Raw genomic sequence first — 25,601 nt, 5'->3', positions numbered from 1 at the left:
CACGGCTCCGTGACTTCTTTCCACTTTAGTTTGTCCGGTGCGCCCATTGCCAGACGAACACGCGCCGTTGCCTTAAGTTGCCCCGGAAATGCGCGCTTTTGTCCGTGGTCACCGGCGGGTTTGTGCAACGGAATACCGATAAGGTTGGAACATGGCCAAGTCTTTGCACCAACGCGCGGTTGAACACGTCGGAAGCCGCATCGTCGACGGTTCCATACCCGCCGGCGAGGTGATCCTGGCCGCGGAGCTGGAAAGCGAACTGGGCGTCTCGCGTTCGGTGATCCGCGAGGCGGTCCGCGTGCTGGCCTCGGCCGGGTTGGTGGTCTCCACCAAGCGCGTCGGGATCCGGGTGCTGGGCGCCGAGGACTGGAACCCCTTTGACCCGCTGGTGATCCGCTGGCGGCTGGCCGGGGACGGCCAGGGGGCGCAATTGCGCTCGCTCACCGAGCTGCGCGTCGCCGTCGAGCCCATGGCCGCGGAACTTGCCGCGGAGCATGCACCGACGGAATTCTGCGGCGAGCTGCTGAACCTTGCGGCCCGGATGCGCCATGCCGGCCGTTCCGGGGACCTGAAGTCATTCCTGGAGCTGGACATCCGCTTCCACGCGATGGTGCTGGCCGCCTCGGGCAACGAGATGTTCGCGAACCTGGCCAACCCGATCGCCGAGACGCTGCGCGGGCGCACCGAACTGGGCCTGATGCCCGAGCATCCGCACGAGGAGGCCCTGGCCTGGCACCAGGCGGTGGCAGATGCGATCTCGGCCCACGAGCCGCACCGGGCGCGGGAGTCCATGGAGTTGATCATGCGCCGCACCAACGAGGAGATCTGCGGGGTCTGGGCGCACGCCCCGCGCCTCTTCCCGCAACCGCGCGCCTAGTCCGCCCCTGCGCCCCAGCGAGTGCCTCAAGCCAGTGAAGGCGGCGGCGGAATGAACGAGGCAGGAACAACGCGATGAATGGGGATGGACCCAAGCGCCTGGTCCGGCCGCTCGGCCCGTTGCGCCGCGTGCTCCACCATGGCTTCCGGGCCCGGAGCGGAGCAGGCATCCACGGGTTCGGCTGCGGGATCAAGAAAAACCCAGGTGGATTTTCCCTGGAGCACTCCCCGACCTACCCAGCCGGCAAGGCCGCCGGAGCGCTGCACCCATCGGATCCAGCAGTCGCCGGGCTCGCTGGAGCGGCCGTTTCTGTGGCGTGCAACCCGACGGCACACCGGTCACGGATCCCGGCACGGGCGGAACCGGGCCTTCGGCAACAACGGCGGCCGGTTTGATGGTCCCGCCCCGGCCAGGGAGAAGGGGGTGAGTGTTGTTCCCTGCGGGGTTATGCTGGGGCCATGGTCAGGTTCCTTGTGGTTGCCGGATTATCCATCCTGACGGCGCTGTCGGTGCTGTTGGCCGTGCTGGTCGGAGCAGGCTGGTGGGTTGCGGTTGGCGTATTCGGAGTGCTCTTGCTGGTGGCCTTCCGGGACGTGGCGCAGCGGAAACACTCGATCCTGCGCAACTACCCGGTGATCGGACACATGCGTTTCATGCTGGAATACATCCGGCCGGAATTGCAGCAGTATTTCATCGAGCGCAACTATGACGGCCGTCCCTTTGACAGGGATACCCGGTCGCTGATCTACGAACGGGCCAAGGGCACAAACCAGGAACAGGCGTTCGGCACGGAACGCGATGTCAATGAGGTTGGATACGAATACCTGGTGCATTCCACCGCGCCCCTTGAACCGCCGCAGGAATCCCCCCGGGTGCATATCGGAGGACCCGAATGCAGGCAGCCCTATGACATGTCGTTGCTTAACGTCTCCGCGATGAGCTTCGGGGCGCTTTCCGCCAACGCCTTGCTGGCCCTGAACAAGGGTGCGGCCATGGGTGGATTCGCCCACGACACCGGCGAAGGCGGACTGAGCGAGTACCACCTGCGCCATGGCGGGGACCTCGTCTGGGAAATCGGCAGCGGCTACTTTGGCGCAAGGACCAAGGAAGGGCACTTTGACCCGCAGCTTTTTGCCGACAACGCCGCGCACCCGTCGGTGAAATGCGTGTCGCTCAAGCTCAGCCAGGGAGCGAAACCGGGCATCGGCGGAGTCTTGCCCGCAGGAAAGGTCACGGCGGAGATCGCCGGAACCCGCAACGTGCCCCAGGGAGTGAAGTGCGTCAGTCCCGCCTCGCACCAGGTGTTCTCGACGCCGCGCGAACTCATCACGTTCGTGGCCGGCATGCGGGAACTGGCCCAGGGCAAGCCCGTGGGCTTCAAGTTGTGTGTCGGTTCGCGCAGCGACCTTTTGGCCATCTGCAAGGCAATGCTCGCCGAGGGAATCACCCCGGATTTCATCATCGTCGACGGTTCCGAGGGCGGCACCGGCGCCGCGCCCATGGAATACGAGGACCACATGGGAACGCCGTTGACCGAAGGACTGATGATGGTCCACAACGCGTTGGTCGGCACGGGGTTGCGCAGCAAGATCCGGGTGGGCGCTTCGGGCAAGGTCGCCACGGGCACCGACATCGTCAAGCGAATCATCCAGGGTGCGGACTACACCAATGCCGCCCGCGCCATGATGATGGCCACCGGCTGCATCCAGTCACAACGTTGCCACACCAACAAGTGCCCCGTGGGCGTGGCAACGCAGGATCCCCGCCGCGCCAAGGCGCTTGACGTGGAGCTCAAGAGCCACCGGGTGCAGCGCTTCCAGGAGGCCACGGTCAGCGAGGCGCTGCGCATGATCGCGTCGATGGGCGCCAAGGGCCCCGGGGAGCTCACCCCGGAAATGCTTCGACGCAGGATCGGGCACCTTGACACCAAGTCGTATGCCGAGCTCTATGACTGGATGGAGCCGGGGGAACTGCTCTCCGAGGTCCCCGAAACGTGGGCCAAGGACTGGGAGACGGCATCGCCGGATGCCTTTGGCGCACGCTACGGAACGAACGGGAGGACAAAGACATGAGCACCGTCGCAGCGATGGTCGTCGAGGCGCTGGCCCGCCTGGGCGTGAAGACCGTGTGGGGCGTGGTGGGCGACGCCCTCAATCCCCTGACCGACGCGATCCGCACCCATGGGGGAATCGAATGGATCGGGGTGCGGCACGAGGAGGTCGCCGCGTTTGCCGCCGGAGCCCAGGCCCAACTGACCGGGACCCTGGGGGTGTGCGCGGGCACCGTCGGACCCGGATCGATCCACCTGCTCAACGGCCTCTACGACGCGAAGAAATCCCATGCGCCGCTGCTGGCGATCTGCGGGCAGGTGCCCAGCGGGGAAATCGGGTCCGATTTCTTCCAGGAGGTCAACAACGATGTGATCTTCGCCGACGTGGCGCTGTTCGCGCACACCGTGACCTCCGTGGCACAAATGCCGTACCTGCTGGAGCAGGCGGTCAACGCCGCGCTGGCCGGCCGCGGCGTCGCGGTGCTGAGCATCCCCGGGGACATCGGCGGCGCGGAACTGCCGAAGGAGGCGATCCCGCGGTTCGTCGACGTCGCGGCCCCGCTGGCCCCGCACCCCCAGGTGCTGGGGACCATCGCCAAGGAACTGAACGAGGCGCGCCGCATCACGATGCTGGTGGGCGCCGGCGCACGCGATGCCCGGGAGCTGGTGCTTGAGGTCGCGGGGAAACTCGCCTCCCCGATGGTGCTCACGCTCAAGGCCAAGGAGGGACTGGAGGAAGCGAACGAGTTCCAGGTGGGCCAGGCCGGGCTGATCGGCAACCCGGCGGCCGCCCACGCCCTGGAACGCTGCGAGGTGCTCTTGATGGTGGGCACCGACTTCCCGTACCGGGACTCCTACCCGTCGGGCAAGACGGTCATCCAGATCGATGCGGCCGGCGCACACATCGGGCGGCGCACCGCAGTGGATGTGGGGGTCGTCGGGGATGCCGGGCTCACCCTGGCGGGGTTGCTGCCGCTGCTGGAGACCAAGACCGACCAGACCCACGTGCTCGATGCGCGCACCCGCTACCAGGCCTGGACCAAGCGGCACCTTTCACTGGCGGATCCGGCCCACGATTCACACCTCACCGGGCGGGTGCGGGCCATCGCGGACAACCCTGGTCACGCGATCCGGCCCGAGGCCGTGGCCGCCGCCATCGACAGGCTCGCCGACGGGGACGCGATCTTCACCTCGGACACCGGCATGTCCACGGTGTGGCTGGCCCGCTACGTCACGATGCGCGGGACCCGGCGGCTGCTGGGCTCCTACAACCTGGGCTCGATGGCCAACGCCATGCCGCAGGCGCTGGGGGCCAGCGCGCTGGAGCGCACCCGCCAGGTGGTTGCCTTCTGCGGGGACGGCGGACTGAGCATGCTGATGGGCGACTTGCTCACCGCCGTCGCCTACGGGTTGCCGGTGAAGCTGGTGGTGTTCAACAACGGGCGCCTCGGCATGGTGAAGCTGGAGCAGGAGCAGGCCGGGCTGCCGGAGTTCGGCACGGTGCTGGCGAACCCCGATCTGGCCGCGGTGGGACGGGCCTGCGGGCTGCACGGCATCCGGGTGGAGGATCCGGGCGCGCTGGAGGCGGCGATCTCCGAGGCACTTGCACACCAGGGGCCGGTGCTGCTGGATGTGGTGACAAACCCCGACGAGGTCTCGATCCCGCCGGACACCAAGATCGGCCAGGCTTTGGGGTACGCGAGCGCCAGGCTCAAGGAGACCCGCGCGCACCGCTCCGGTGCCTGAGCGGGCTCGAACCCGGTCACGAACCGGCCGGGAAAGGCGAAGGCGCCGTCCCTCTTACCCCCCATGCGGGAGACGTGGAACGGCGCCTTGTTTTTTGCGGGTGCATCCGGGGGTTTTCCGGATTCGCCCCGTTAGAACTTCAGCAGCACCTTTCCGGATTCGGCGGAGTTCCGTGCAACCTCGAACGCCTGGAGCGCATCGTTGACGTCGAATTCGTGGGTGATCACCGCGGAGAGGTCAAGGGACCCGTCGGCCAGCGCGGTGAGCACCTGATCGATCTCGTCGTTGAACCGGAAGGAGCCGACCAGTTCGAGTTCGCGGGTGATGGTCAGGGAGATCAGCGCCGGCTGTTCGCCCGAGGGCAGCAGCCCGACCATCACGACCCGACCGCCGCGCATCGCGCCGCGGACGGCCGAGGCCAGGCCGCGGTAATTGCCGCTGGCCTCGATGACCACGTCGGCTTCCACCGCGGAGATGGCTTCGACGTCATCGGCCTTCAGGGTGGCGGTTGCGCCGGCGGCGATCGCGATGTCCAGCGGGTAATCGAACATGTCAACCGCGATGATCTCGGCGGCTCCGGCGCGCTTGAGCACCGCGACGGCCAAGGCGCCGATGGGACCGGCTCCGATGACCATGACGCGCTTGCCCGAAACATCCCCGGCGCGGCCGACGGCGTGCCAGGCCACCGCGGCGGGCTCGGCCAGCGCCGCATCGCGCAGCGACAGCCCGGCCGGCAGTGCGCGCAGCATCCGCGCCGGCAGGTTCACCGTGGTGGCAAACGCTCCCTCGGTGTGCGGGTAGCGGGCCGCGGAGCCCAGGTAGGTGCAGCCCGGGGACAGGTTGGGCCGTTCTTCCGGGTAGCGTGCCCCGGTGTCGCCGGGGGTGGCTGGGTGCACTGCCACGGCGGTGCCCGCGGCGGGCCCGGTGCCGTCGGCAGCCGCAACCGTGACGGTGCCGACGATCTCGTGTCCCAGGACCATGGGTGCCTTGAGGATGGACTCCCCCGCGGCCCCGTGGCTCCAGTAGTGCAGGTCCGATCCGCAGATCCCGCCGTAGGCGATGGCGATCTGCGTCTCGTGCACCGCGGGGGCCGGGACCTCGATGGCTTCGACGCGCAGGTCGCCCGCCGCGTGGGCGACGACGGCGGTGGCGGTGCTGGTGTTAGACGACAACTGTCATTCCTCCGTCGATGAAGATGGTCTGGCCGTTGACGTAGTCGGAGCCGTCCGAGGCCAGCCACACGGCCGGCCCGGCCAGATCGGCCACGGTGCCCCAGCGCCCGGCCGGGGTGCGGCCCAGGATCCAGGAGTTGAACTTTTCGTCGTCGACCAGGTTCTGGGTCATTTCGGTGTGGATGTAGCCCGGGGCGATGCCGTTGATCTGCAGCCCGGCCCCCGCCCACTCGGCGGTCATCGCGCGGGTGAGGTTGCGCAGCCCGCCCTTGGCCGCGGTGTACGCGGCAATGGTGGGACGGGCCAGGTCGGTCTGCACCGAGCAGATGTTGATGATCTTGCCCTCCCCGCGCTGAAGCATGCCCCGGGCTGCCTCGCGGCCCACCAGGAACGCGCTGGTCAGGTTGGTGTCCAGCACGCGCTGCCAGTCGGCAACGTCGAGCTCCAGCAGCGGCACGCGGTGCTGGATGCCGGCGTTGTTCACCAGGATGCGGATCGGGCCCACCTCGGCCTCGATCGCGGCGATGCCGTCGGCCACCGCCTTGGCGTCGGTCACGTCGAACGCGTAGGAGAAGATGCGTGCCTGCCCATAGCGTTGCGCGAACTCGGCGGCTGTTGCCGCCAGCGTCTCGGCGTTGCGCCCGTGCAGCACGATTATTGCGCCGGCATCCGCCAGGCCCGCGGCAAGTTCCTTGCCGATGCCGCGCGAGGAACCGGTGACCAGCGCGATGCGGCCGGTGAGGTCAAAGAGGTTGCTGCCCATGGATCTTCCTTGGTTGGGTGTGCGAGTCGTACGCAGGTGGAGTCTGCCTAGAAGGCAGTGGCGATGGCGTAGATCAGGTACGCGATGGCGAAGCCGATGACACCGACCAGTGCCTGTCCGACGGTCCAGACCTTCAGCGTGGTCTTGACGTCCATGCCGAAGAAGCGGGAGACCAGCCAGAAACCGGAGTCGTTGACGTGCCCGGCGAACACCGAACCGGCGGCCAGGGCGAGCACGATGGCCACGACCTCGATCTGGTTCAGGTCGGCGTTGCCCACCACGACGGGCTGGATGATGGCGGCGGCGGTGGTCAGGGCGACGGTGGCCGAACCCTGGGCGACGCGCACCACGGCGGCGATGATGAAGCCGGCGACGATGATCGGCAGGCCCAGCGCGTCAAGCGAGTCGGCCACGGCGTCGCCGATGCCGCTGGCACGCAGCACTGCACCGAACATGCCGCCGGCGCCGGTGATCAGGATGATCGAGCAGACCGGGCCGAGCGCGGAGTCGACGACGGTCTCGACGAGGGTCTTGTCCTTGTTCTGCTTGTAGCCCAGCAGGTACATGCCCAGCAGCACGGTGATGAGCAGGGCGATCGGGGTTTCGCCGACCAGGCGCAGGATCTGGACCCACTGGGCGCCCTTGTCCACGATTCCGGCCGAGGCCAGCGTGTTCAGGCCGGTGTTCATGAAGATCAGCACCAGCGGCAGCAGCAGCAGGGTCACCACGGTGCCCAGCTTCGGGGTGGAGGCGAAGTCGTGCTGTTCCTGCTTGCTGCCCGCGAGGATGTCGGGGATGGCGATGTTGAACTTGCGGCCCACGTACTTGCCGTAGAGGTGGCCGGCGAAGTACCAGGTCGGCAGCGCGACGACGAGGCCCAGCAGCAGGACCAGGCCGACGTTGGCCTCGAGCAGGCCGGAGGCCGCAACCGGGCCCGGGTGCGGCGGCACGAAGATGTGCATGACGGAGAAGGCGGTGGCTGCCGGGAAGGCGTAGCCCAGGAAGGAGCCGCCCAGGCGGCGTGCCACGGTGAAGATGATCGGCAGCATGACGACCAGGCCGGCGTCGAAGAAGATCGGGAAGCCGAAGAGCAGCGAGGCGATGGACAGTGCCAGCGGTGCGCGCTTCTCGCCGAACTTGCTGATCAGGGCATTGGTCAGCACCTCGGCGCCGCCGCTGGTCTCGAGCATGCGCCCGAGCATCGCGCCCAGGCCGACGAGCAGGGCCACCGAGGCCAGGGTGCCGCCGAAGCCGCCGGTCAGTGTCGGTATCACCGATGCCACCGGGAGCCCGGTGGCCACTGCGGTCAGCAGCGAGATGACGACCAGCGCCACGAACGCGTGGATGCGCCATTTGATAATGAACAGAAGCAGCAGCAGGATCGCGCCCACGGCGATGGAGAGGAGCGCGGGGGTGCCCAGCGTCCAGTTCATGACTAACTCGTCGGTCATCATTGTCCTTCGAAAGGTGTAAGTGGTCTCGGGTGATGGGTGGAACCAAATGGCTCCGGGGTGCTACGGGGTGTTCAGGGTCTTGGCCACCTGGGCCACGATTTCCTCGGGGCTGAGGCTGACATCTACTTCGATGGCGGCCTCGTCCGGTTCGATGGCCTCGAGGGTGTTCAGCTGCGAGGCCAGCAACGTCGGGGGCATGTATTCGTGACTGCGTTCATCCAGGCGGTGCTGGATGAGATCGGCCGTGCCGCGCAGGTGGATGAAGAGGGTTGATGGCTCGTGGCCGCGCAAGAGATCGCGGTAGCTGCGCTTGAGTGCCGAGCAGGCGATGACCGCCGGCGTCCCGTCCTGGGCGCTTTCGGAGAGTTCGTCTCCGATGGTTGCGAGCCAGGGCTTGCGGTCGCCGTCGTTGAGCGGGTGTCCTGCAGCCATCTTTTCCTTGTTGGATGCGGGGTGCAGGTCGTCTCCGTCGATGAACACCGAACCGAGCTTCTCGGCCAGCAGGCGCCCCACCGTGGATTTTCCGCATCCGGAAACGCCCATAACGATCATGGGCGGGTAGGCAGGGCTGTTCATCGTCACTCCATCGTGGAACCAGGCTAATGTCGGACATAACTACGTGATGTTCGGCATAAATATGATTTATACAGACTAGGGCCCGCGCGGCCGGAGTGTCAACAGGACGTTTTACTACAAACTTTTTAACAAGTTCGGTGAGGTCGGGATCGCTGTCACCGCGCCGATCCCACGCTCTCCCCTCGCCGATTCGGAGCAGCCGCTCCAGCGGTTTTGCGACGATTCCCAGCCAGTGCCAAGGTTCTGTTCCTAGCGTGGGGAGGGTTCACGCAAGATCAACGAAGGGAAAACCCGTTATGGGACTCGGAGACAAGATCAGCAACAAGGCACAGGAAATCGCCGGCGAGGCCAAGGAAAAGCTTGGCGATGCCACGAACAACGAGCAGCTGCAGGCCCAGGGCCTCAAGGACCAGGCTGCGGCAAAGGCCAAGCAGGCCGGGGAACACGTCAAGGACGCAGCCAAGGACATCACCGGCGGCTAGGCCCCGGCACCGACCAGCGGAAGCGCCCCACCCCCGCGGGGGTGGGGCGCTTCCACATGCACCCTCCCATCGCACGATGCCAAGGCCTTGCCCTCACATAACGGGGTCTTCCCGCCGGGCATGGTCCGCGCAACACGGCACGGACGCTGGCTCCCGGGAGGAACGCGTCCCGGTCAACCGGGCCCGGCCGGATCAGGGCTAGGTGCCGGCACTCCCCCACCAAACCACGTCAAACCTGATTTCAGGCCCGCAGCAGCTCCGCGGCGTAACCGTCGAGGACCGCTAGGATCCCGTCGTGCTGCCACACACGGTTTCGCTTGTATCCCGAACGCTCCACGACAACACCGGCATCCTGGAGCTGGGCCAACGCACGTAAGGCGCTGGTTTGCGATGTCCCCAATAGCCCGGTGACCAGCTCGGTGTTCATGACAGGATGGGAGACCAGATGCGGCAGCAGCGCCCAAGCCATGGCCTGTGGACGCAGACCGGCAAGCGCCCCCCTGGCGGCGTCCAGCTCCAGCCCCAGCTTGTCGATCAGTCCGGCACCCGAGTGCGCCGCGAATCTCGAAGCGGCCGCAAACTGCTCGCAAATCGGACCCGCATCCCCTGCACGGTACGACATCAGTGCTTCGAAATAGCGGTTCGTGTTCTTGAGCAGGCCCGCGGACAACGGGGCCGTGGTCGAGCGCACCAACCCCTTGCCGCGCAGCAAGGCGTGGACCAGTGCCCGCCCGGTTCGACCATTGCCATCCACGAACGGGTGGATGGTTTCAAGCTGGGCATGGGCAATGGCGACCTGCACCAGCACAGGCAGGTCGTCCCGAGAGACGAATTCCACCAGGTCCTCGATCAAATCCTCCACCAGCTCGTACCGGGGCGCCACGAAGGTCGCTCCACGCGGACTCGTTCCGGTGGATCCAATCCACACCAACTGCTCCCTGAATCTTCCAGCGTGGCTTTCCCAGTCTTTTTGCCCCAGGAGCAGCTTTTCGTGCATCGTGAGGATGGCCGCCCTGTCCACGCGGTCCGCCAGCTCGAGGGCCGCCTCCATGGCGTGGACGTTCGCCGAAACGGACATGGCGTTGGCCGATGTCGACTGGTTGAGTTCGGCCAGGGCAAGCTGCCTCGCGCCCACCGTCAGGTTTTCGATCTGCGAGGACGAGGACGATTCTGTGCGCAACAGGATCGAGGACATCGGGCCCAGCATGGGAGAGGACGTTCCCAGGCGATCCCGGGCGTGGTTGTCGAAACGCACCAATGCCGAAACCGCATCCTCGACGTCTGCCGCCAGCAGCGCGGGAACTTCCAGCTGGAGGTTGGCGATTTTCGGCGGGACCGCCGATTCGTACGGCCCGGATCCACGGGCAAGCTGCGCCCGCGAACTCATCCCGTCCTGCTCGGCATGCCACTGATGGGTTTCAAGTTCGATTGGCGGCACACGCAGTGAAACTGTTGACATGATCCGATCATACTTACAGTTACCGAGGAACTGTAAGTATGAATTCCATCTACCGACGGTTCCGGGTGGAAGTGGGACACAAAAAAGCTCCGCGTCCCGGAATCTCTTCCATGACGCGGAGCTTTGTATTGGTGGGCCCTACCGGGATCGAACCGATGACATTCACGGTGTAAACGTGACGCTCTACCAGCTGAGCTAAAGGCCCCGAAACAACAACTTTCTTCGGAAGATTTCCGTTCCAGTGCGTTGCAACAAGTAGATAATCTAATACACACATCCCTGACTTGGCAAATCGCCGCCGAGAACTGCCGGGATCGCCGAAAGCCGCACCGGATGCGCGAAGTCGGTCCCGGGTCGAAGACGCGTCCCCAAGGACAACGTGCCAGCGACCCGGGACCGGGGCTTGCTAGGCCTGGTGGTAGCGCTTGCGCACGAAGTACAGGCCCACGAGGGAAATCACGGCAATTCCCATGTAGTAGAGACTCGGCGCATTCAACGAGCCGGTGACGCTGAGCAGCCAGGTCAGCACGAGCGGGGCGATGCCTCCCAGCAGGGTCACGCCGACGTTGTAGGTGACGGCCAGGCCGGTGCCGCGGATCGCCGAAGGGAACAGCGAGGACAACAGCGCCGGCAGCGGGCCGAAGTAGAAGGCCATGATCACACCCAGCAGGCCGATGACCAGGATCAGCATCGGCACGGTTGGCTTGGTGACCATCAGCTGGAACAACGGCCAGGCCAGCAGCAGTGCGCCGATCGCGGCATAGGTCATGACCTTGGCCGGACCGATCCGGTCGGCCAGGTGCCCCACGAACGGGACGCCGACCAGCACCACCAAGCCGGCAACGACACCGCCCAGGAATGCGGCGGTGGCGGGGATGCCCAGGTTCTTCACGGCAAAGGTCGGCATGTAGAGGATCATGTAGACCGAGATGGTTGCCACGCCGATGACGGCCGAACCTGCCAGCAGGCGGCCGTAGTGGTGCACAAACAGATCCTTCAGCGGGGTCTTGGTCTTCTCGCCCTTGACGAATTCCTCGGTCTCATCGAGCCTGGCCCTGATGTACAGGCCCACGGGGCCGATCAGCAGTCCGACGAAGAACGGCACGCGCCAGCCCCAGCTGTAAAGCGCATCGTGGGACAGCCACTGGGTCAACCCATAGCCGAAGGCCGAGGCCAGCAGCATCGAGGCACCCTGCGCGGCAACCTGCCAGGAGGCGTAGAAGGCCTTCTTATGCGGGGCCGTTTCGATCAGGAAGGCGGTTGCCGTGCCGAACTCGCCGCCGGCGGAGAATCCCTGGACCAGGCGGGAGATGAGGATGATGACAGCACCCCACACGCCGACCTGGGCATAGGTTGGTGCGACAGCCATGATCAGCGTGCCCACCATCATCAACATCAGGGTCAGCGTCAGTGCATTCTTGCGGCCCTTGCGGTCCGCGAAGCTGCCCAGCACCATGCCGCCCAACGGGCGGATCACATAGGAGATCGCGAAGGTGGCAAAGGTCAGCAGCAACCCGATCGTGCCGTCGGACTCCGGGAAGAAGTTCTCGGCGATCACCACCGCGAAGGTCGCGTAGACGATGATGTCGAACCATTCCAGGGCGGCACCGATGGAACTGCTGATCACCGCCTTCTTGGCGGCAGCGAGCTGCTGCGGGGTGGCGGCTAGTGTCTCAGCCATGGGTTTCTCCTTGGGGGTGGGTGTTGCACCGTGATTTCGCGGTGCGAATCAGGCGCTCAGTTCGGTGATGAGGTTTTCGATGAAGGCCTCGCACGCGGCGATCTGCTCGAGTTCGATGAATTCGTCCGGGGCGTGGGCCTGGGCGATGTCGCCGGGGCCGCAGACCACGGTGGGAATGCCGGCGTTGAAGAACAATCCGGCCTCGGTGCCGTAGGTGGCCTTGTCGGGGCTGGGCGTTCCGCCCAGTTTTGCCGATAGGGCAACGATTCCCGCATCTTCCGGGGTGTCCAGGCCGGGGGTCTGTGCCAGCACCGTGAAGTCGACGCGGGCGGCCGGGTTCTGCTGCTGCAGTTCCGCTTCGATGCGCTTGGCCTCGGCGCGGTAGCGTTCGATGAGTGCGCTTGGGTCATCGGCCCCGATCGAGCGGAACTCGAAGTGCAGCGTGCATCCGGCCGGAATGGTGTTGACCGCGATGCCGCCGGAGATCTTGTTCACCGTGGTGGTGGTGTACGGGACGATGAAGGCCCCATCGAAGGGCCCGTCCTGCTTGAAGCCCCGGGCCATGGAATCGACGAAGCCGGTGAATTCGGCCGCGGCGGAAATTGCGTTGACGCCTTGGGTGGTCAGCGAGGAGTGTGCAGCCACGCCGTGGAAGTCCACGCGGATCACGTTGACAGATTTGTGGCCGCGGACCACTCGCATGCTGGTGGGCTCCCCCACGATGCACCCGCGCGGGTTCAGGCCTGCCTCGGTGATGGCGGCAACCAGGTCGACGGCGCCAAGGCAGCCGACCTCCTCGTCGTAGGAGAAGGCCAGGTGGATCGGCTCGTTCAACTTGGCCGCCGTGATCGAATCGAGCTTGGCCATGATCACCGCAACGAAGGACTTCATGTCGCAGGTGCCGCGAGCGTACAGCTTGCCGTCGCGGATCTGGGGGCTGAACGGATCGCTGCTCCAGTCCTGCCCGTCGACAGGCACGACGTCGGTATGCCCGGAGAGCACGATGCCGCCTGTGCGGGTGCCGTCGGCGGCCGGGATGGTGGCCAGCAGGTTTGCCTTGTCGCCCTCGGCGTTGTGCACCAGGGTCGAGGCAATGCCCAGGGCTTCGAGCCGTGCCACGACGTAGTCGATCAGCGGAAGGTTGGTGTCGCGGCTCGTGGTGTCGAAGCCGATCAACTTCGTGATCTCGGCCATGGTCGCTTCGCTGGGTGCTTGTGGCACTGCTACTCCTTGTGTTCGTGGCGGAGGCCCGGTTGCCAAGGGGAAAACTGAAATGGGCCGCAAAAAGTCTCTCATCGCTCGCGGTCGGGCCTCCGAACGATGAATGTGTGACGTAACAACCAACGTCCATTTGGAGCACCTGACCACTTTATTGTAATGAGGATCACCACTTTTGCCCCCTGGTTCCGCGCTGTGCGCTGGCCGGCGTCGGACGACACAGAAAGCCGTGGCCCACCGTGGTCCGTCAGCCCAGGGGCCGCTGCCCTGATCGACCGCCCCGCAGGGAAGCTGGAGTCCCAATGCTGGGGCGGACCCATCCGGGTTGGCCCTTCGCGCGCGGCAGGCAGTCCAACGGATCCATACCCAGGGGTTCCGGGGTCGGGTCGTTTCCCTCGCGCGCGGGGGAATTCACCGCCGCCCCGCCGCCTGCACCTAGCCGTCCACGCCCCGAAAATCCGCGCGGACGGCGTCGACTCGACGCCAGAGCTGGTCCTCGACAAGGTGCTGCGGTAGCTTGGCGGCAAGCCTGGCCAAGTTCGCGAGTTCGTCAGCGGCTTCGTTCAAGGGGTGGCCCACATGGCCCCTGACATATTCGAATTCCGCCTCGGCTTCCACCGAAGACCAGGCCTGCAGGAAGCGGGCGCGGGCATCGTCGCTGATCCCGCAATAACCAGGTTTCGGCACCAGGTTCGCGGCAAGCGTTCGTGCCATCTTGAGGGCGTCCTTGCTGTCACTGAGCACCATCGCATGGTGGGTTGAAACACCGCACAACATTTCCAGGGCCAGGATGACTGCCTCGGATTCCATCTGGCCGATCTTCGTGTCGCTGTGCCAGGTCCGGATGCCCACGTCCCCGCGATTGCTGACTTCGCCCAGTCCGCTGGCCCCTTGCAGATCCAGGGATGCATCGGCGGCGAAAAACCATTTTGTTCGTGTGCATGCCGCTGATATCCAGGTATTCCGGCCACCAGTAAAGTTTCTCGGTCGTCGGGCGCTGAGCGACCGGTTCGGCCTTCCGCAGTGCTGCGCGTTGCTCCGGGCACAACAGGCCTGCACGGATGGCATCTTGGCTTTGCTGCTGGCTTTGACGCGCCATCTCCGGAATCAGGATGCCCACGGCACGGTTCCGAGGGTCCAAGCCGCGGGTGACGGGCGTTCCGGTTTCATGCAACACGGCAGCAACACCACCGCGTTTGCTGGGGACTGCCACCCAGGCCGGTGCCCCGGCGTCCGAGACCACCCGATGGATGTCGGTCAGGATTTCTTCCATGGGCCGCGGATTCTTGGTCGCGCCATGGTGGATCCGAGCTCCGGTGCGGATGTCGTGGGCGACCACGATCCAGCGCACCAGGTCGTTTCTGCCCTTGTTTTCCCAGCTGTTGGACCACGAGGCAAATGCGACATGAACCAACGCATCCAGAAGCCTGTCGTTCGGTTCGCGAGGAACGGCAGCGCGGTTGTCTTCGCGCGTAAGGATGTTCCCACTTGCGAGGTCAAGCACGTTATCCATGGGCCCAGGCTGCCCGCCACCGCCGACATTTGGTCACGGCGCTCCAGGTTGCCTGGTGTGCGCCGAAGGCACAGACACCGATGCCCGCCTCGAGCCAGGAAGGTTCCTGGCTCGAGGCGGGCATCCATTGGTGGGCCCTACCGGGATCGAACCGATGACATTCACGGTGTAAACGTGACGCTCTACCAGCTGAGCTAAAGGCCCTTGGCACTACTGAATTCTTTTGGTTGACATTCCGCCGGAAGTGTTCGTGACAAGAATATGACTGTGGCAATGTACCCGCCCGAGCTGTCGAAATAGACGCAAAGATTCTTCGACAACAATTAGGTGAGTAGGTCCATCGCCTCTCGGTAGCGCGCGATGGCGCGCGCCTGATGGATGGGTGAACTAAAGGAATCCACCACGCGTCCCTCTGCAATGAGGAACGTGTGCCGCGTTGCCGCGCCGGACTCGAAGTTGAATGCGCCGTAGCTGCTTGCTACGGCACCGTGTGGCCAGAAGTCGGCCAGCAGATCAAACCCGAATCGGGCTTGGTCCGCATAGGTGCGCAGTGCGTACTTGTGATCCACCGAGACACCCATGATGCGGATGTTTCGTGCGGCAAATTCTTCGCGCACTTCTTCAAGTTCTTCCAGTTCCGACCCGCAGACCGCGGAGAACGCGAACGGATAGAAAACCAGGAAGTAGGCCTGCTCCCCCAAGGACCGGGACTCGATGAGTTCACCGTGTTGGTTGGGAAGGGCGAAGCCCGGGGCCGTTTGACCGGCCCGCGGCGGCGAGGAGGGACTCCCCGTCGCCGTTTGTGATGGTTCCACAGCGCTAGTTCTTGCGGCGCGCAACAAGTCGAGTGGCCGACCAATCCTCGGAAACACCCTCGGTGTTGGTCACATGGAGACCCGCGGTGGGTGCATCGGCCTGGATCGAGGCAGGCGAAACGTATCCGTCTCGACCCGACTTCGGGGTCAAGAGCCATACGACTCCCTTTTCATCCAGGCTGATCAGCGAATCGACCAGGGCATCGATCAAGTCCCCGTCGTTCTCACGCCACCAGTAGATGATTCCGTCGACTACCTCGTGATCTTCCTCTGTCAGTAGTTCGGAACCCACTGCGTCCTCAAGGGAATCGCGCAGATCAAAGTCCACATCGTCGTCGTACCCGAGTTCCTGAATCAGGTCCCCGTCTTTGAAGCCCATTTTCTGTGCGGCTTCGTGCTTTGCCGGTGCGGCGTCGCTCACGTCACTCCTCCTGCTGCTGTAAAGCGTCTGGTAACAACCAAACACCCTTTTGGCCTTCCCATCAAGCGCAAAGCGTTCAACACGCCGAAATAGTGATGACTTCGACCCGCATTCGGCTCTCGGCACATTCGCCGTGTAACTTCAAAACGTCGCATGTGTTTAGCCCGGATACGTTTTGGGTCTACATGCGCACTAGAGTGTAATCGGCGGTCCGCGACCAACCACCCTTGGGGAACGGGCCAAACCTTTGGCGCTAGCAACGCCACTGTGGGTTGGAGATGCTTACTAGCGCTCAACGCACAGTCCCCGCTGTACCCCCATAACGAGGAGAAGATGGACGTGGCTGTAGAGGAACATATTTCTCACATCCGTAGCGGCTTGACCAGCCAGTTGCCCGATCGGGATCCGGAGGAGACCGCCGAATGGATTGAGTCCTTCGATGATCTGGTCGAAACGCAGGGCACCGAGCGTGCCCAGTACATTGTTCGTTCACTGCTACAGCGCGCAGGCGCCAAGAGTGTGGGCGTCCCCATGGTTACCACCACGGACTACGTGAATACGATTCCGGTGGACCAGGAACCAGAGTTCCCGGGTGACGAGCAGATTGAACGACGCTACCGAGCTTTCATGCGCTGGAACGCCGCTGTCATGGTGCACCGCGGGCAGCGCCCGGGCGTCGGAGTGGGCGGACACATTTCCACCTACGCCGGTGCAGCAACCCTTTACGAAGTGGGTTTCAACCACTTCTTCCGCGGCAAGAGCCACCCGGGCGGAGGCGACCAGGTCTTCTTCCAGGGCCACGCCTCCCCCGGCATGTACGCACGCGCGTTCCTCGAAGGACGCCTGAGCGAAGAGGACATGGACGGCTTCCGCCAGGAGAAGTCCCGCAAGGGCCACGCCCTGCCGTCCTACCCGCACCCGCACTCCCTGCCGGACTTCTGGGAATTCCCCACCGTGTCCATGGGCATCGGCCCGATGAACGCCATCTACCAGGCGCAGTCGAACCGCTACCTGCAGAACCGCGGCATCAAGGACACCTCCGACCAGCACGTCTGGGCCTTCCTGGGCGACGGCGAGATGGACGAGCCCGAATCGCGCGGCCTGCTCCAGCTTGCAGCCAACGAGAAGCTCGACAACCTCACCTTCGTGGTCAACTGCAACCTGCAGCGCCTCGACGGCCCGGTTCGCGGCAACGGGAAGATCATGCAGGAACTTGAGGCGTTCTTCCGCGGTGCGGGCTGGAACGTCATCAAGGTCGTCTGGGGCCGCGAGTGGGATGCCCTGCTGGACAAGGACGAGGACAACTCGCTGGTCGACATCATGAACCAGACCCCGGATGGCGACTACCAGACCTACAAGGCCGAAAACGGCGCCTTCGTCCGCGAGCACTTCTTCGGAAAGTCCCCGCAGACCAAGGAAATGGTCTCGGACCTCACCGACGAGCAGATCTGGAACCTGAAGCGCGGCGGCCACGATTACCACAAGGTCTACGCGGCCTACAAGGCGGCCACCGAGTTCAAGGGCAAGCCGACGGTCATCCTGACCAAGACGGTCAAGGGCTACGGCCTGGGCCCGCACTTCGAGGCGCGCAACGCGACGCACCAGATGAAGAAGATGACGCTGGCAGACCTCAAGGCCTTCCGCGACCACCTGCGCATCCCGATCACCGACGAGCAGCTCGAAGCCGACCCGTACCTGCCGCCGTACTACCGCCCGGGCCAGGATTCTGCCGAGTACAAGTACATGATGGAACGCCGCAACGAGCTCGGCGGCCCCGTGCCCTCGCGTCGCACCAAGTCCAAGGAGATCCACCTCCCCGAGGACAAGGCCTACGACACCGCCTCGCGCGGTTCGGGCAAGCAACAGGCGGCCACCACCATGGCCTTCGTGCGCCTGCTCAAGGACCTGATGCGCGACAAGGAATTCGGCAAGCGCGTGGTCCCGATCGTGCCCGACGAGTCGCGCACCTTCGGCATGGACGCCTTCTTCCCGACCGCCAAGATCTACAACCCGGCCGGACAGAACTATCTCTCGGTTGACCGCGAACTGGTTCTTGCCTACAAGGAATCCCCTGCCGGGCAGCTGATCCACCCGGGCATCAACGAGGCCGGCGCCGTCGCGGCATTCACCGCAGCGGGCACCGCCTACGCCACCCACGACGAGCCGTTGATCCCGATCTACGTGTTCTACTCGATGTTCGGCTTCCAGCGCACCGGCGATGCCTTCTGGGCAGCCGGCGACCAGATGGCCCGCGGGTTCATCATGGGCGCCACCGCGGGTCGCACCACGCTGACCGGCGAGGGCCTGCAGCACGCGGACGGGCACTCCCCGATCCTTGCCGCAACCAACCCGGCCGTGGTCACCTACGACCCGGCGTACGGCTACGAGATCGGCCACATCGTCAAGGCCGGCCTCGAGCGCATGTACGGCGGCAAGCACGAGGACCCGAACGTGATGTACTACATCACGATCTACAACGAGCCCTACCAGCAGCCCAAGGAGCCGGAGAACCTCGACGTCGCCGGCATCCTCGGCGGCATCTACCAGGTCTCCCCGGCGACCATCGACGGACCGCGCGCCCAGCTGCTCGCCTCCGGCGTGGCCGTCCCGTGGACCATCGATGCCCAGCGCATGCTCGCCGAGGACTGGGGCGTGTCGGCCGATGTCTGGTCCGTCACCTCCTGGAACGAGCTGCGCCGCGACGGCCTGGAGTGCGAGGAGCAGTCGTTCCTTGACCCGGGCGCCGAGCCGCGCATCCCGTTCGTTGCCCAGCAGCTGGCCGGTGCCACCGGCCCGGTCGTGGCGGTCTCGGACTACATGAAGGCAGTGCCTGACCAGATCCGCCAGTTCGTGCCCAACGAATTCGCCACCCTGGGCGCCGACGGGTTCGGTTTCTCCGACACCCGCGCCGCTGCACGTCGCTTCTTCAAGATCGACGCGCACTCGGTGGTTGTCCGCACGCTGCAGATGCTGGCAAAGCGCGGGGAGGTCGACGCCTCGGTGCCGGCCGCCGCCTTTGCCAAGTACAAGCTCGACGACGTGACCGCTGGCACCAGCGGCAACGCGGGCGGCGACTCCTAGTCCTTCCGGGCAAGTGAGCACCGGCGGTGGCGCGGCTCCCCTTTGACGGGGGGCCGCGCCACCGCTTTTTTGCCGGCATTCCCGGCTCCGGCTCCCGGCCACGCAACCGCGCCGCATTGCGGCTGGGTTGTGAGAAGCCTACAAAATAGTTCGGCGGGCCGATGGTGCGTATGCTCGTTCTATGAGTGATGAGCAAACGCCGAATCCTGCCCAACGGATCCGGCCCTTCCGGCAAGCCAAGGCCAGCCCGGAAACCCTCAAACGGCTCAAGCAGCACCTGGGCGTGCTGTCCACCGTGGCCCTGAAGCACCTTGACCAGTCCCTTCCCTGGTACCGCGGCCTGCGCCCCGAGGAGCGGGCGGCCCTGGGCCTGGTGGCCCAGAAGGGCATCGCCTCCTTCGTCTCCTGGTACGAGCGGCCCACCACCTCACCCCAATGGGTGCTCAACGACGTCTTCGGCGCGGCCCCCACGGAACTGACCCGGTCCATCAGCCTGCAAAAGGCCCTCCAGTTGATCCGCACCATCGTGGAGGTCGTCGAATCCCAGGTCCCGGACATCGCCCCGGAATCCGAGCACACCCAGCTGCGCGAGGCGGTCCTGCGCTATTCGCGGGAGGTCGCCTTCGCCGCGGCCGACGTGTACGCCCGGGCCGCGGAGACCCGCGGGGCCTGGGACTCGAGGCTTGAGGCCCTCGTGGTCGATGCGGTGATGCGCGGCGAGTCGCAGGATTCCCTGCGCTCGAGGATTGCCGCAGTGGGCTGGAAGTCGCACGAGAACATCCTGGTGATGATCGGTGCCACCCCGGCCTCCTCGCAGGTCGGATTCGTCAGTGAGCTCCGCCGCGCCGCAGCCCGCTACGCCCGCGATTCCCTGGTCGGGGTCCATGGCGAACGAGCCATCTTGATGCTCGGCGGGGTGGAGGCGGACCGCGCCGGAATGGACCGCCTGGCCTCGTTCTTCGGCGAGGGCCCGGTGGTCTACAGCCCGCTGGCCCCCACGCTCAAGGAGGCCTCCGCCAGTGCCAAGGCAGCCTTTGCAGCCATCGCCGCGGCCAAGGCCTGGCCGCTGGCCCCGCGCCCGGTGGACGCCGATGACCTGTGGCCCGAGCGGGTCATGAACAACGACACCGAGGCGCGCGAGGCGCTGGTCTCGGGGATCTACAACCCGCTGATCAAGGCCGGAAACGGGCTGATCGAGACGCTTTCCAGCTACCTCTCGCTGGGTCATTCGCTGGAAGGGACGGCCCGCGAGCTGTTCGTCCACGCCAACACCGTGCGCTACCGGCTCAAGCGGGTCTGCGATGTCACCGGCTGGGATCCGCTGGTGCCGCGCGAGGCCTTCGTGCTGCAAACCGCGCTGGTGGTCGGCCGGCTGGACACCGAAACTTCTGCAAACTTGCCCGAAACGCGGCAACCGGTGCCGCGCAAGGGCCCCGCCACCTTGTAGGATTCATACAAAAGCATGCCGACAAGTCGGTGTGTCAAAACAGCCGTCGTGACCGACTTCTTTGGAAAGCTGGAGTAGTGCTAGCAATCGTGTGCCCTGGACAGGGCTCCCAGACCCCCGGATTCCTTTCCCCATGGCTTGAGGTCCCGGGTGTTATCGAACATCTCGCCGAACTCTCCGCCATCACGGAACGCGACCTGACCGCCCATGGGACGGTCTCGGACGAGGAGACCATCAAGGACACGGCAGTGGCCCAGCCATTGATCGTGGCCGCCGGCCTCATTGCCGCGCGCGCCCTGTTCGGCGAGGCAATGCCGGCCAACACCGTGCTGGCCGGCCACTCCGTCGGTGAGATCACCGCAACCGCACTGGCCGGCGCCCTGTCCGAGCAGGACGCCATGGTCTTCGTGCGTGAACGCGCCAATGCCATGGCCCTGGCCGCCGCGGCAACACCGACCGGCATGGCCGCGGTCCTCGGCGGGGACGCCGAGGAAGTCAACGCGTCAATCATCGCCGCCGGGCTGACCCCGGCCAACGCCAACGGCGGAGGCCAGATCGTTGCAGCAGGCACGCTGGAGCAGATCGAGGGCTTCGCCGCCAATCCGCCGGCCAAGGCCCGGGTGATCCCGCTGAAGGTCGCCGGCGCGTTCCACACCCACCACATGGCTCCGGCAGTGGCGGTGCTGGAGGAACTCTCCGCGACGCTGGAGGCCAAGGACCCGAGCACCACGCTGCTGTCCAACTACGACGGCGCCGCGGTGTCCGACGGACAGGCCAACCTTGCCTCGCTCGTCGCCCAGGTCTCCCGCCCGGTGCGCTGGGACAAGTGCATGGAAGAGCTCGCCGCCCTCGGCGTCACAGGAATCATTGAACTTCCCCCGGCCGGAACGCTGGTGGGCCTGGCCCGCCGCGGCCTCAAGGGGATCCCGACGCTCGCCCTGAAGTCCCCCGAGGACCTCGAGGCAGCCCGTGCCTTCGTACTCGAACACACCCAAGCATAGGAAGTCACCGAACCATGACTGCAGTGATGAACCAGACCACCGCGCGCGAATTCAGCCGCATCCACGGTGTGGGCTCCTTCCGCCCCGATGTCATCGTCACCAACGACGACGTCTGCCAGTGGATCGACTCCTCCGACGAGTGGATCCAGCAGCGCACCGGCATCGTGACCCGCGCCCGCGCCGGCGAGGACACCTCGCTGCTGGACATGGCCGAAGGCGCGGCCCGCGAAGCCCTGGCTTCTGCAGGCATCGAGGCGAACCAGATCGGTGCCGTCATCGTTTCCACTGTGACCTTCCCGTACGCCACCCCGTCCGCGGCGGCAGCCCTTGCCGACCGCATCGGCGCCACCCCGGCCCCGGCCTTCGACATCTCGGCCGCCTGCGCCGGCTACTGCTACGGCGTGGCCCAGGCGGATGCCCTGGTTCGCTCCGGCATGGCCGAGTACGTGCTGGTCGTTGGTGCGGAGAAGCTCTCGGACGTCATCGACAACCACGAGCGCACCATCTCCTTCCTGCTCGGCGACGGCGCCGGCGCCGTCGTCATCGGCCCCTCGGACATCCCGGGCATCTCCCCGTCGGTCTGGGGCTCTGACGGCTCGAAGTGGGCCGCCATCGGCATGACCCACTCGCAGCTGGATCTGCGCGACGCGGTCCTGCAGGCCGAGTCCTCCCCCGAGGGCACCGCACTGGTGGCCGGCACCGAGGCCCAGCTGTGGCCGACTCTTCGCCAGGACGGCCAGACGGTCTTCCGCTGGGCCGTGTGGGAAATGGCGAAGATGGCCAAGAAGGCCCTGGCCGACGCCGGCCTCACCGCCGACGACCTGGCTGCGTTCATCCCGCACCAGGCCAACATGCGCATCATCGACGAGATGGTCAAGCAGCTGAAGCTTCCCGAGTCGGTCGTTGTCGCCCGCGACATCGCCACCGCCGGAAACACCTCCGCCGCCTCCATCCCGATGGCCATGGACCGGATGCTCAAGGAGAGCCCCGAGCTCTCCGGCGGCCTGGCCCTGCAAATTGGATTTGGCGCCGGGCTTGTCTTTGGCGCACAGGTCGTTGTCCTGCCCTAGGGTTAACCCCCAGGGACACAACCCATCATTCGGACCGCACACCTGTGGTCTGCATAGTCGTCGGGCTTGTTACCGGCAAACACAGAAAAGGAGCCATCATGGCTAGCAACGAAGAGATTCTGGCCGGCTTGGCCGAGATCGTCAACGAAGAGACCGGTCTGGAGACCGAAGCGGTCGAAATGGACAAGTCCTTCACCGAGGACCTGGACATCGACTCCATCTCGATGATGACCATCGTCGTCAACGCCGAAGAGAAGTTCGACGTGAAGATCCCGGACGAAGAGGTCAAGAACCTCAAGACCGTTGCCGATGCAGTGAACTTCATCGCCGGCGCACAGGCCTAGGCAAGGCATTGATGCCACCCCTTGAAGCGCGACCCGTAACGCGAACGGGCTTCAAGGGGAGGCATCGCCCCGGCCCTCATGTTCACCGGTTTGCCGGCACATGCCAGCCAATCCGCTTTACCGGTTTCGTAACCGATCCCCAGATTTTCGATTCAATCCGGATCCCGCACCCCTGGTGCCGCGGCCCGATGCTTGGATCGCGCGCTAGCATCGCTAGCCGTTTCGCCCCCAACCAGTAGAGAGTTTCAACATGGCTCGCAAAGTTGTTATCACCGGCCTTGGTGCCACCACGCCCATCGGCGGCGACGTCCCGACCCTGTGGGCCAACGCCCTCAAGGGTGTTTCCGGCGCCCACACACTTCCCGATGAATGGGTTGAAACCTACAACCTGCCGGTGAAATTTGCCGCCAAGGCATCCACCCCGGCCTCCGAGGTCCTCTCGCGCATCGAGATGAAGCGCATGGACCCCTCCACCCAGTTCGCCGTGGTTGCAGCGCGCGAGGCCTGGAAGGACTCCGGCATCGAAACGGTCGACCACGACCGTCTGGCCGTGGCCTTTGCCACCGGCATCGGCGGCGTCTGGACGCTTCTCGACGCCTGGGACACGCTGAAGGAAAAGGGCCCGCGCCGCGTGCTGCCCATGACCGTTCCGATGCTGATGCCCAACGGCCCGGCCGCGGCCGTCTCGCTGGACCTCGGCGCCCGCGCCGGCGCCCACACCCCCGTTTCGGCTTGCGCCTCGGGCACCGAGGCCATGCACATCGGTCTCGAGCTGATCCGTTCGGGCAAGGCCGACGTCGTGGTTTGCGGTGGCGCGGAAGCAGCCATCCACCCGATGCCGATGGCCTCCTTTGCAGCCATGCAGGCGCTGTCCAAGCGCAACGACGATCCGGAGCATGCATCGCGCCCTTACGACATCGACCGTGACGGCTTCGTCATGGGCGAAGGCGCAGGCGCCCTGGTCCTCGAGGCCGAGGAGCACGCCATTGCCCGCGGCGCCACGATCTACGCCGAACTGGCCGGCACCTCGGTCACCGCCGACGCCTACCACATCACCGCTCCGGACCCGGAGGGCCTGGGTGCCACCCGCGCCCTGAAGGCCGCGATGTTTGACGGTCGCATCCAGCCCGAGGACGTGGTGCACGTCAACGCGCACGCGACCTCGACCCCGGTTGGCGACAAGCCCGAGTACACGGCCCTGCGTGCGGCCCTGGGCTCGCACCTGGACAAGGTCTGCGTCTCGGCCACCAAGTCGCAGATGGGCCACCTGCTCGGCGCCTCCGGTGCCGTCGAATCGGTGCTCGCCGTGCTGGCCGTCTACCACCGCAAGGCCCCGGTGACCATCAACCTGGAAAACCAGGATCCGGAGATCCCGTTGGATGTCGTTGTCGGCACCCCGCGTGAACTGCCCGAGGGCTCCATCGTTGCGCTGAACAACTCGTTCGGCTTCGGCGGGCACAACGCCGTGGTTGCCATCCGCAGCGTCTAGCACCCTGGCGGGGCAGCACCCGCCGACCAGAAAATGCCCGGGACTCGATTCGAGTCCCGGGCATTTTCGTTGACGACGTAAATCAGGGAAGCCTGGGATCGACAAGCGCTTCCGAAGCGGAATACTGCCTGAATTGCGGCTCCGCGCTGAGCTTCTGCGGCACTTCGTGGATCGGTCCCGTGTCAGTCCGGGAGCAGGATTGTCCATGTGCCAGGCGTGGTGCATCCAATCGTAAAGTCGCCGGATGCCTTATCCCCGAACGATGTTCCAACTGGTTGCATTGGTGACCACGCGATCCGTGCCCCGGCCGCAGTGCTGATGTCGGCAAGGGCCGGAGGGAAAGCGGTGGCTGTTTGGCGCGCTTTGCGCCAGTGGGCTGTTCCGGCTAGATGACCTGGTGCAGCCAGCGGACGGGTGCGCCCTCGGCTGCATAGCGGAAGGGCTCGAGTTCCTCGTCCCAGGCCTCGCCCAGGGCGATGGAGAGCTCTTGGTACACGATGGCCGGATCCCCGGCACCCTTTTCGTAGGCCCAGCGGATGCGTTCCTCGGAAACCATGATGTTGCCGGCGGCGTCCGTGGTGGCATGGAAGATGCCCAGTTCCGGGGTGTGGGACCAGCGGCTCGAGTCGACACCGGGGCTTGCTTCCTCGGTGACCTCGTAGCGAAGGTGCGCCCAGCCGCGAAGAGCGGACGCCAAAAGAGCACCGGTCCCGGGCTTGCCGGTCCAGTTGACTTCCGCCCGGGACATGCCGGGGGCCGCGCTCTGCTCCGTCCAGTGCAGGTCGGTCCGCTGGTCGACAACGGAACCGATCGCCCATTCGATATGCGGGCACAGCGCTGAGGGGGCTGAGTGTACGAAAAGTACGCCCCTTGTCAGTGCGTCAGACATGCTTTCCTCCGATGTGCTGTTGGAACGTCTTCCCCAACGTCAACAACCCTGAT

General features: G+C 65.5%; 21 protein-coding genes and 2 tRNA genes. 10 read left to right on the top strand and 13 right to left on the bottom strand.

The genetic code is table 11. The features are described from left to right. Positions 1-151: 151 nt before the first annotated feature. From JOF46_RS12725 to JOF46_RS12715, 3 genes are all read left to right on the top strand, one after another. Positions 152-877 (top strand): FadR/GntR family transcriptional regulator, encoded by a 726-nt coding sequence (locus JOF46_RS12725; RefSeq protein WP_209907641.1) that lies wholly within the window; start codon positions 152-154, stop codon positions 875-877. 458 nt (positions 878-1,335) lie between these two features. Further along, the gene (locus JOF46_RS12720) at positions 1,336-2,949 is read left to right on the top strand and encodes an FMN-binding glutamate synthase family protein (RefSeq protein ID WP_209907639.1); all 1,614 of its coding nucleotides are present in this window, start codon (positions 1,336-1,338) and stop codon (positions 2,947-2,949) included. After that, positions 2,946-4,673, top strand: a complete 1,728-nt coding sequence (locus JOF46_RS12715; RefSeq protein ID WP_209907637.1) for a thiamine pyrophosphate-dependent enzyme — start codon at positions 2,946-2,948, stop codon at positions 4,671-4,673. Before JOF46_RS12720 ends, JOF46_RS12715 begins: the two co-directional genes overlap by 4 nt. A 131-nt stretch (positions 4,674-4,804) precedes the next feature. Here JOF46_RS12715 and JOF46_RS12710 read toward each other — a convergent pair whose 3' ends face one another. From JOF46_RS12710 to JOF46_RS12695, 4 genes are all read right to left on the bottom strand, one after another. Further along, on the bottom strand, positions 4,805-5,845 hold the full coding sequence (locus JOF46_RS12710; RefSeq protein WP_209907634.1) for a zinc-binding dehydrogenase: 1,041 nt from the start codon (positions 5,843-5,845) through the stop codon (positions 4,805-4,807). Beyond that, a complete protein-coding gene (locus JOF46_RS12705; protein WP_209907633.1) occupies positions 5,835-6,608 on the bottom strand; it encodes an SDR family oxidoreductase in 774 nt (257 codons plus the stop codon). The genes JOF46_RS12710 and JOF46_RS12705 overlap by 11 nt, the downstream gene beginning before the upstream one ends. A gap of 47 nt (positions 6,609-6,655) precedes the next feature. Beyond that, positions 6,656-8,059 (bottom strand): GntP family permease, encoded by a 1,404-nt coding sequence (locus JOF46_RS12700; protein WP_209907632.1) that lies wholly within the window; start codon positions 8,057-8,059, stop codon positions 6,656-6,658. A 63-nt stretch (positions 8,060-8,122) separates the two neighbouring features. Next, positions 8,123-8,638, bottom strand: coding sequence for a gluconokinase (locus JOF46_RS12695; protein WP_209907631.1), 516 nt, complete (start codon positions 8,636-8,638; stop codon positions 8,123-8,125). A 296-nt stretch (positions 8,639-8,934) separates the two neighbouring features. Here JOF46_RS12695 and JOF46_RS12690 point away from each other — a divergent pair, with 296 nt between their 5' ends. Then, positions 8,935-9,120, top strand: a complete 186-nt coding sequence (locus tag JOF46_RS12690; protein WP_209907630.1) for a CsbD family protein — start codon at positions 8,935-8,937, stop codon at positions 9,118-9,120. A 241-nt stretch (positions 9,121-9,361) separates the two neighbouring features. On the opposite strand, the gene JOF46_RS12685 is transcribed toward JOF46_RS12690, so the two are convergent. The 8 genes from JOF46_RS12685 to JOF46_RS12650 form a co-directional block, all read right to left on the bottom strand. Continuing rightward, positions 9,362-10,579 carry a Fic family protein gene (locus JOF46_RS12685; RefSeq protein ID WP_209907629.1) on the bottom strand — a complete coding sequence of 406 codons (1,218 nt, stop codon included), beginning with the start codon at positions 10,577-10,579 and terminating at the stop codon, positions 9,362-9,364. A gap of 129 nt (positions 10,580-10,708) precedes the next feature. Next, positions 10,709-10,784: transfer RNA gene (locus JOF46_RS12680), tRNA-Val, on the bottom strand. Between the two features lie 201 nt (positions 10,785-10,985). Further along, positions 10,986-12,260, bottom strand: coding sequence for an MFS transporter (locus JOF46_RS12675; RefSeq protein ID WP_209907628.1), 1,275 nt, complete (start codon positions 12,258-12,260; stop codon positions 10,986-10,988). 48 nt (positions 12,261-12,308) lie between these two features. Next, positions 12,309-13,481: an acetylornithine deacetylase gene (argE, locus tag JOF46_RS12670; RefSeq protein WP_342592437.1), complete on the bottom strand. Its 1,173-nt coding sequence runs from the start codon at positions 13,479-13,481 to the stop codon at positions 12,309-12,311. Positions 13,482-13,913: 432 nt separating this feature from the next. Next, the gene (locus JOF46_RS12665) at positions 13,914-14,546 is read right to left on the bottom strand and encodes a ribonuclease HI (protein WP_209907626.1); all 633 of its coding nucleotides are present in this window, start codon (positions 14,544-14,546) and stop codon (positions 13,914-13,916) included. Between the two features lie 573 nt (positions 14,547-15,119). Beyond that, positions 15,120-15,195, bottom strand: a tRNA-Val gene (locus tag JOF46_RS12660). Between the two features lie 119 nt (positions 15,196-15,314). After that, complete coding sequence (locus JOF46_RS12655) at positions 15,315-15,806, bottom strand: redoxin domain-containing protein (protein WP_209907624.1); 492 nt, start codon at positions 15,804-15,806, stop codon at positions 15,315-15,317. A gap of 4 nt (positions 15,807-15,810) precedes the next feature. Further along, positions 15,811-16,185 carry a DUF3052 domain-containing protein gene (locus tag JOF46_RS12650; protein ID WP_209911879.1) on the bottom strand — a complete coding sequence of 125 codons (375 nt, stop codon included), beginning with the start codon at positions 16,183-16,185 and terminating at the stop codon, positions 15,811-15,813. A 375-nt stretch (positions 16,186-16,560) separates the two neighbouring features. Between JOF46_RS12650 and aceE the strand changes: the two genes are divergently transcribed. The 6 genes from aceE (at position 16,561) to JOF46_RS12620 (ending at position 24,659) form a co-directional block, all read left to right on the top strand. Beyond that, positions 16,561-19,308, top strand: a complete 2,748-nt coding sequence (gene aceE / locus JOF46_RS12645) for a pyruvate dehydrogenase (acetyl-transferring), homodimeric type (RefSeq protein ID WP_209907622.1) — start codon at positions 16,561-16,563, stop codon at positions 19,306-19,308. Between the two features lie 181 nt (positions 19,309-19,489). Then, positions 19,490-20,755 (top strand): PucR family transcriptional regulator, encoded by a 1,266-nt coding sequence (locus tag JOF46_RS12640; RefSeq protein ID WP_209907620.1) that lies wholly within the window; start codon positions 19,490-19,492, stop codon positions 20,753-20,755. Positions 20,756-20,832: 77 nt separating this feature from the next. After that, a complete protein-coding gene (locus tag JOF46_RS12635; protein WP_209907618.1) occupies positions 20,833-21,756 on the top strand; it encodes an ACP S-malonyltransferase in 924 nt (307 codons plus the stop codon). A 14-nt stretch (positions 21,757-21,770) separates the two neighbouring features. Then, positions 21,771-22,826 carry a beta-ketoacyl-ACP synthase III gene (locus JOF46_RS12630; RefSeq protein WP_209907616.1) on the top strand — a complete coding sequence of 352 codons (1,056 nt, stop codon included), beginning with the start codon at positions 21,771-21,773 and terminating at the stop codon, positions 22,824-22,826. A 98-nt stretch (positions 22,827-22,924) separates the two neighbouring features. Next, positions 22,925-23,170, top strand: a complete 246-nt coding sequence (locus JOF46_RS12625; protein ID WP_007271483.1) for an acyl carrier protein — start codon at positions 22,925-22,927, stop codon at positions 23,168-23,170. Positions 23,171-23,420: 250 nt separating this feature from the next. Beyond that, positions 23,421-24,659, top strand: a complete 1,239-nt coding sequence (locus JOF46_RS12620; RefSeq protein ID WP_209907615.1) for a beta-ketoacyl-[acyl-carrier-protein] synthase family protein — start codon at positions 23,421-23,423, stop codon at positions 24,657-24,659. Between the two features lie 385 nt (positions 24,660-25,044). Here the strand turns inward: JOF46_RS12620 and JOF46_RS12615 are convergent, their stop codons facing one another. Further along, on the bottom strand, positions 25,045-25,548 hold the full coding sequence (locus JOF46_RS12615) for a DUF3145 domain-containing protein (RefSeq protein ID WP_071215384.1): 504 nt from the start codon (positions 25,546-25,548) through the stop codon (positions 25,045-25,047). Positions 25,549-25,601 lie beyond the last annotated feature (53 nt).

The sequence above is a fragment of the Paeniglutamicibacter psychrophenolicus genome (assembly GCF_017876575.1).
Classification (GTDB): domain Bacteria; phylum Actinomycetota; class Actinomycetes; order Actinomycetales; family Micrococcaceae; genus Paeniglutamicibacter; species Paeniglutamicibacter psychrophenolicus.
Note: the sequence above shows the minus strand (reverse complement) of the source record. Positions and strands in the feature narration are given on the sequence as shown.

What these genes read in the sequence shown, in the direction of transcription:
- JOF46_RS12630 (WP_209907616.1), top strand. Translation starts at nt 21,771, where the DNA reads ATGACTGCAGTGATGAACCAGACCACCGCGCGCGAATTCAGCCGCATC.
- JOF46_RS12620 (WP_209907615.1), top strand. Translation starts at nt 23,421, where the DNA reads ATGGCTCGCAAAGTTGTTATCACCGGCCTTGGTGCCACCACGCCCATC.
- JOF46_RS12720 (WP_209907639.1), top strand. Translation starts at nt 1,336, where the DNA reads ATGGTCAGGTTCCTTGTGGTTGCCGGATTATCCATCCTGACGGCGCTG.
- aceE (WP_209907622.1), top strand. Translation starts at nt 16,561, where the DNA reads ATGGACGTGGCTGTAGAGGAACATATTTCTCACATCCGTAGCGGCTTG.
- JOF46_RS12650 (WP_209911879.1), bottom strand. Translation starts at nt 16,185, where the DNA reads ATGGGCTTCAAAGACGGGGACCTGATTCAGGAACTCGGGTACGACGAC.
- JOF46_RS12615 (WP_071215384.1), bottom strand. Translation starts at nt 25,548, where the DNA reads ATGTCTGACGCACTGACAAGGGGCGTACTTTTCGTACACTCAGCCCCC.
- JOF46_RS12690 (WP_209907630.1), top strand. Translation starts at nt 8,935, where the DNA reads ATGGGACTCGGAGACAAGATCAGCAACAAGGCACAGGAAATCGCCGGC.
- JOF46_RS12695 (WP_209907631.1), bottom strand. Translation starts at nt 8,638, where the DNA reads ATGAACAGCCCTGCCTACCCGCCCATGATCGTTATGGGCGTTTCCGGA.
- JOF46_RS12665 (WP_209907626.1), bottom strand. Translation starts at nt 14,546, where the DNA reads ATGCCATCCGTGCAGGCCTGTTGTGCCCGGAGCAACGCGCAGCACTGC.
- JOF46_RS12700 (WP_209907632.1), bottom strand. Translation starts at nt 8,059, where the DNA reads ATGACCGACGAGTTAGTCATGAACTGGACGCTGGGCACCCCCGCGCTC.
- JOF46_RS12675 (WP_209907628.1), bottom strand. Translation starts at nt 12,260, where the DNA reads ATGGCTGAGACACTAGCCGCCACCCCGCAGCAGCTCGCTGCCGCCAAG.
- JOF46_RS12640 (WP_209907620.1), top strand. Translation starts at nt 19,490, where the DNA reads ATGAGTGATGAGCAAACGCCGAATCCTGCCCAACGGATCCGGCCCTTC.
- JOF46_RS12715 (WP_209907637.1), top strand. Translation starts at nt 2,946, where the DNA reads ATGAGCACCGTCGCAGCGATGGTCGTCGAGGCGCTGGCCCGCCTGGGC.
- JOF46_RS12625 (WP_007271483.1), top strand. Translation starts at nt 22,925, where the DNA reads ATGGCTAGCAACGAAGAGATTCTGGCCGGCTTGGCCGAGATCGTCAAC.
- JOF46_RS12685 (WP_209907629.1), bottom strand. Translation starts at nt 10,579, where the DNA reads ATGTCAACAGTTTCACTGCGTGTGCCGCCAATCGAACTTGAAACCCAT.
- JOF46_RS12725 (WP_209907641.1), top strand. Translation starts at nt 152, where the DNA reads ATGGCCAAGTCTTTGCACCAACGCGCGGTTGAACACGTCGGAAGCCGC.
- JOF46_RS12705 (WP_209907633.1), bottom strand. Translation starts at nt 6,608, where the DNA reads ATGGGCAGCAACCTCTTTGACCTCACCGGCCGCATCGCGCTGGTCACC.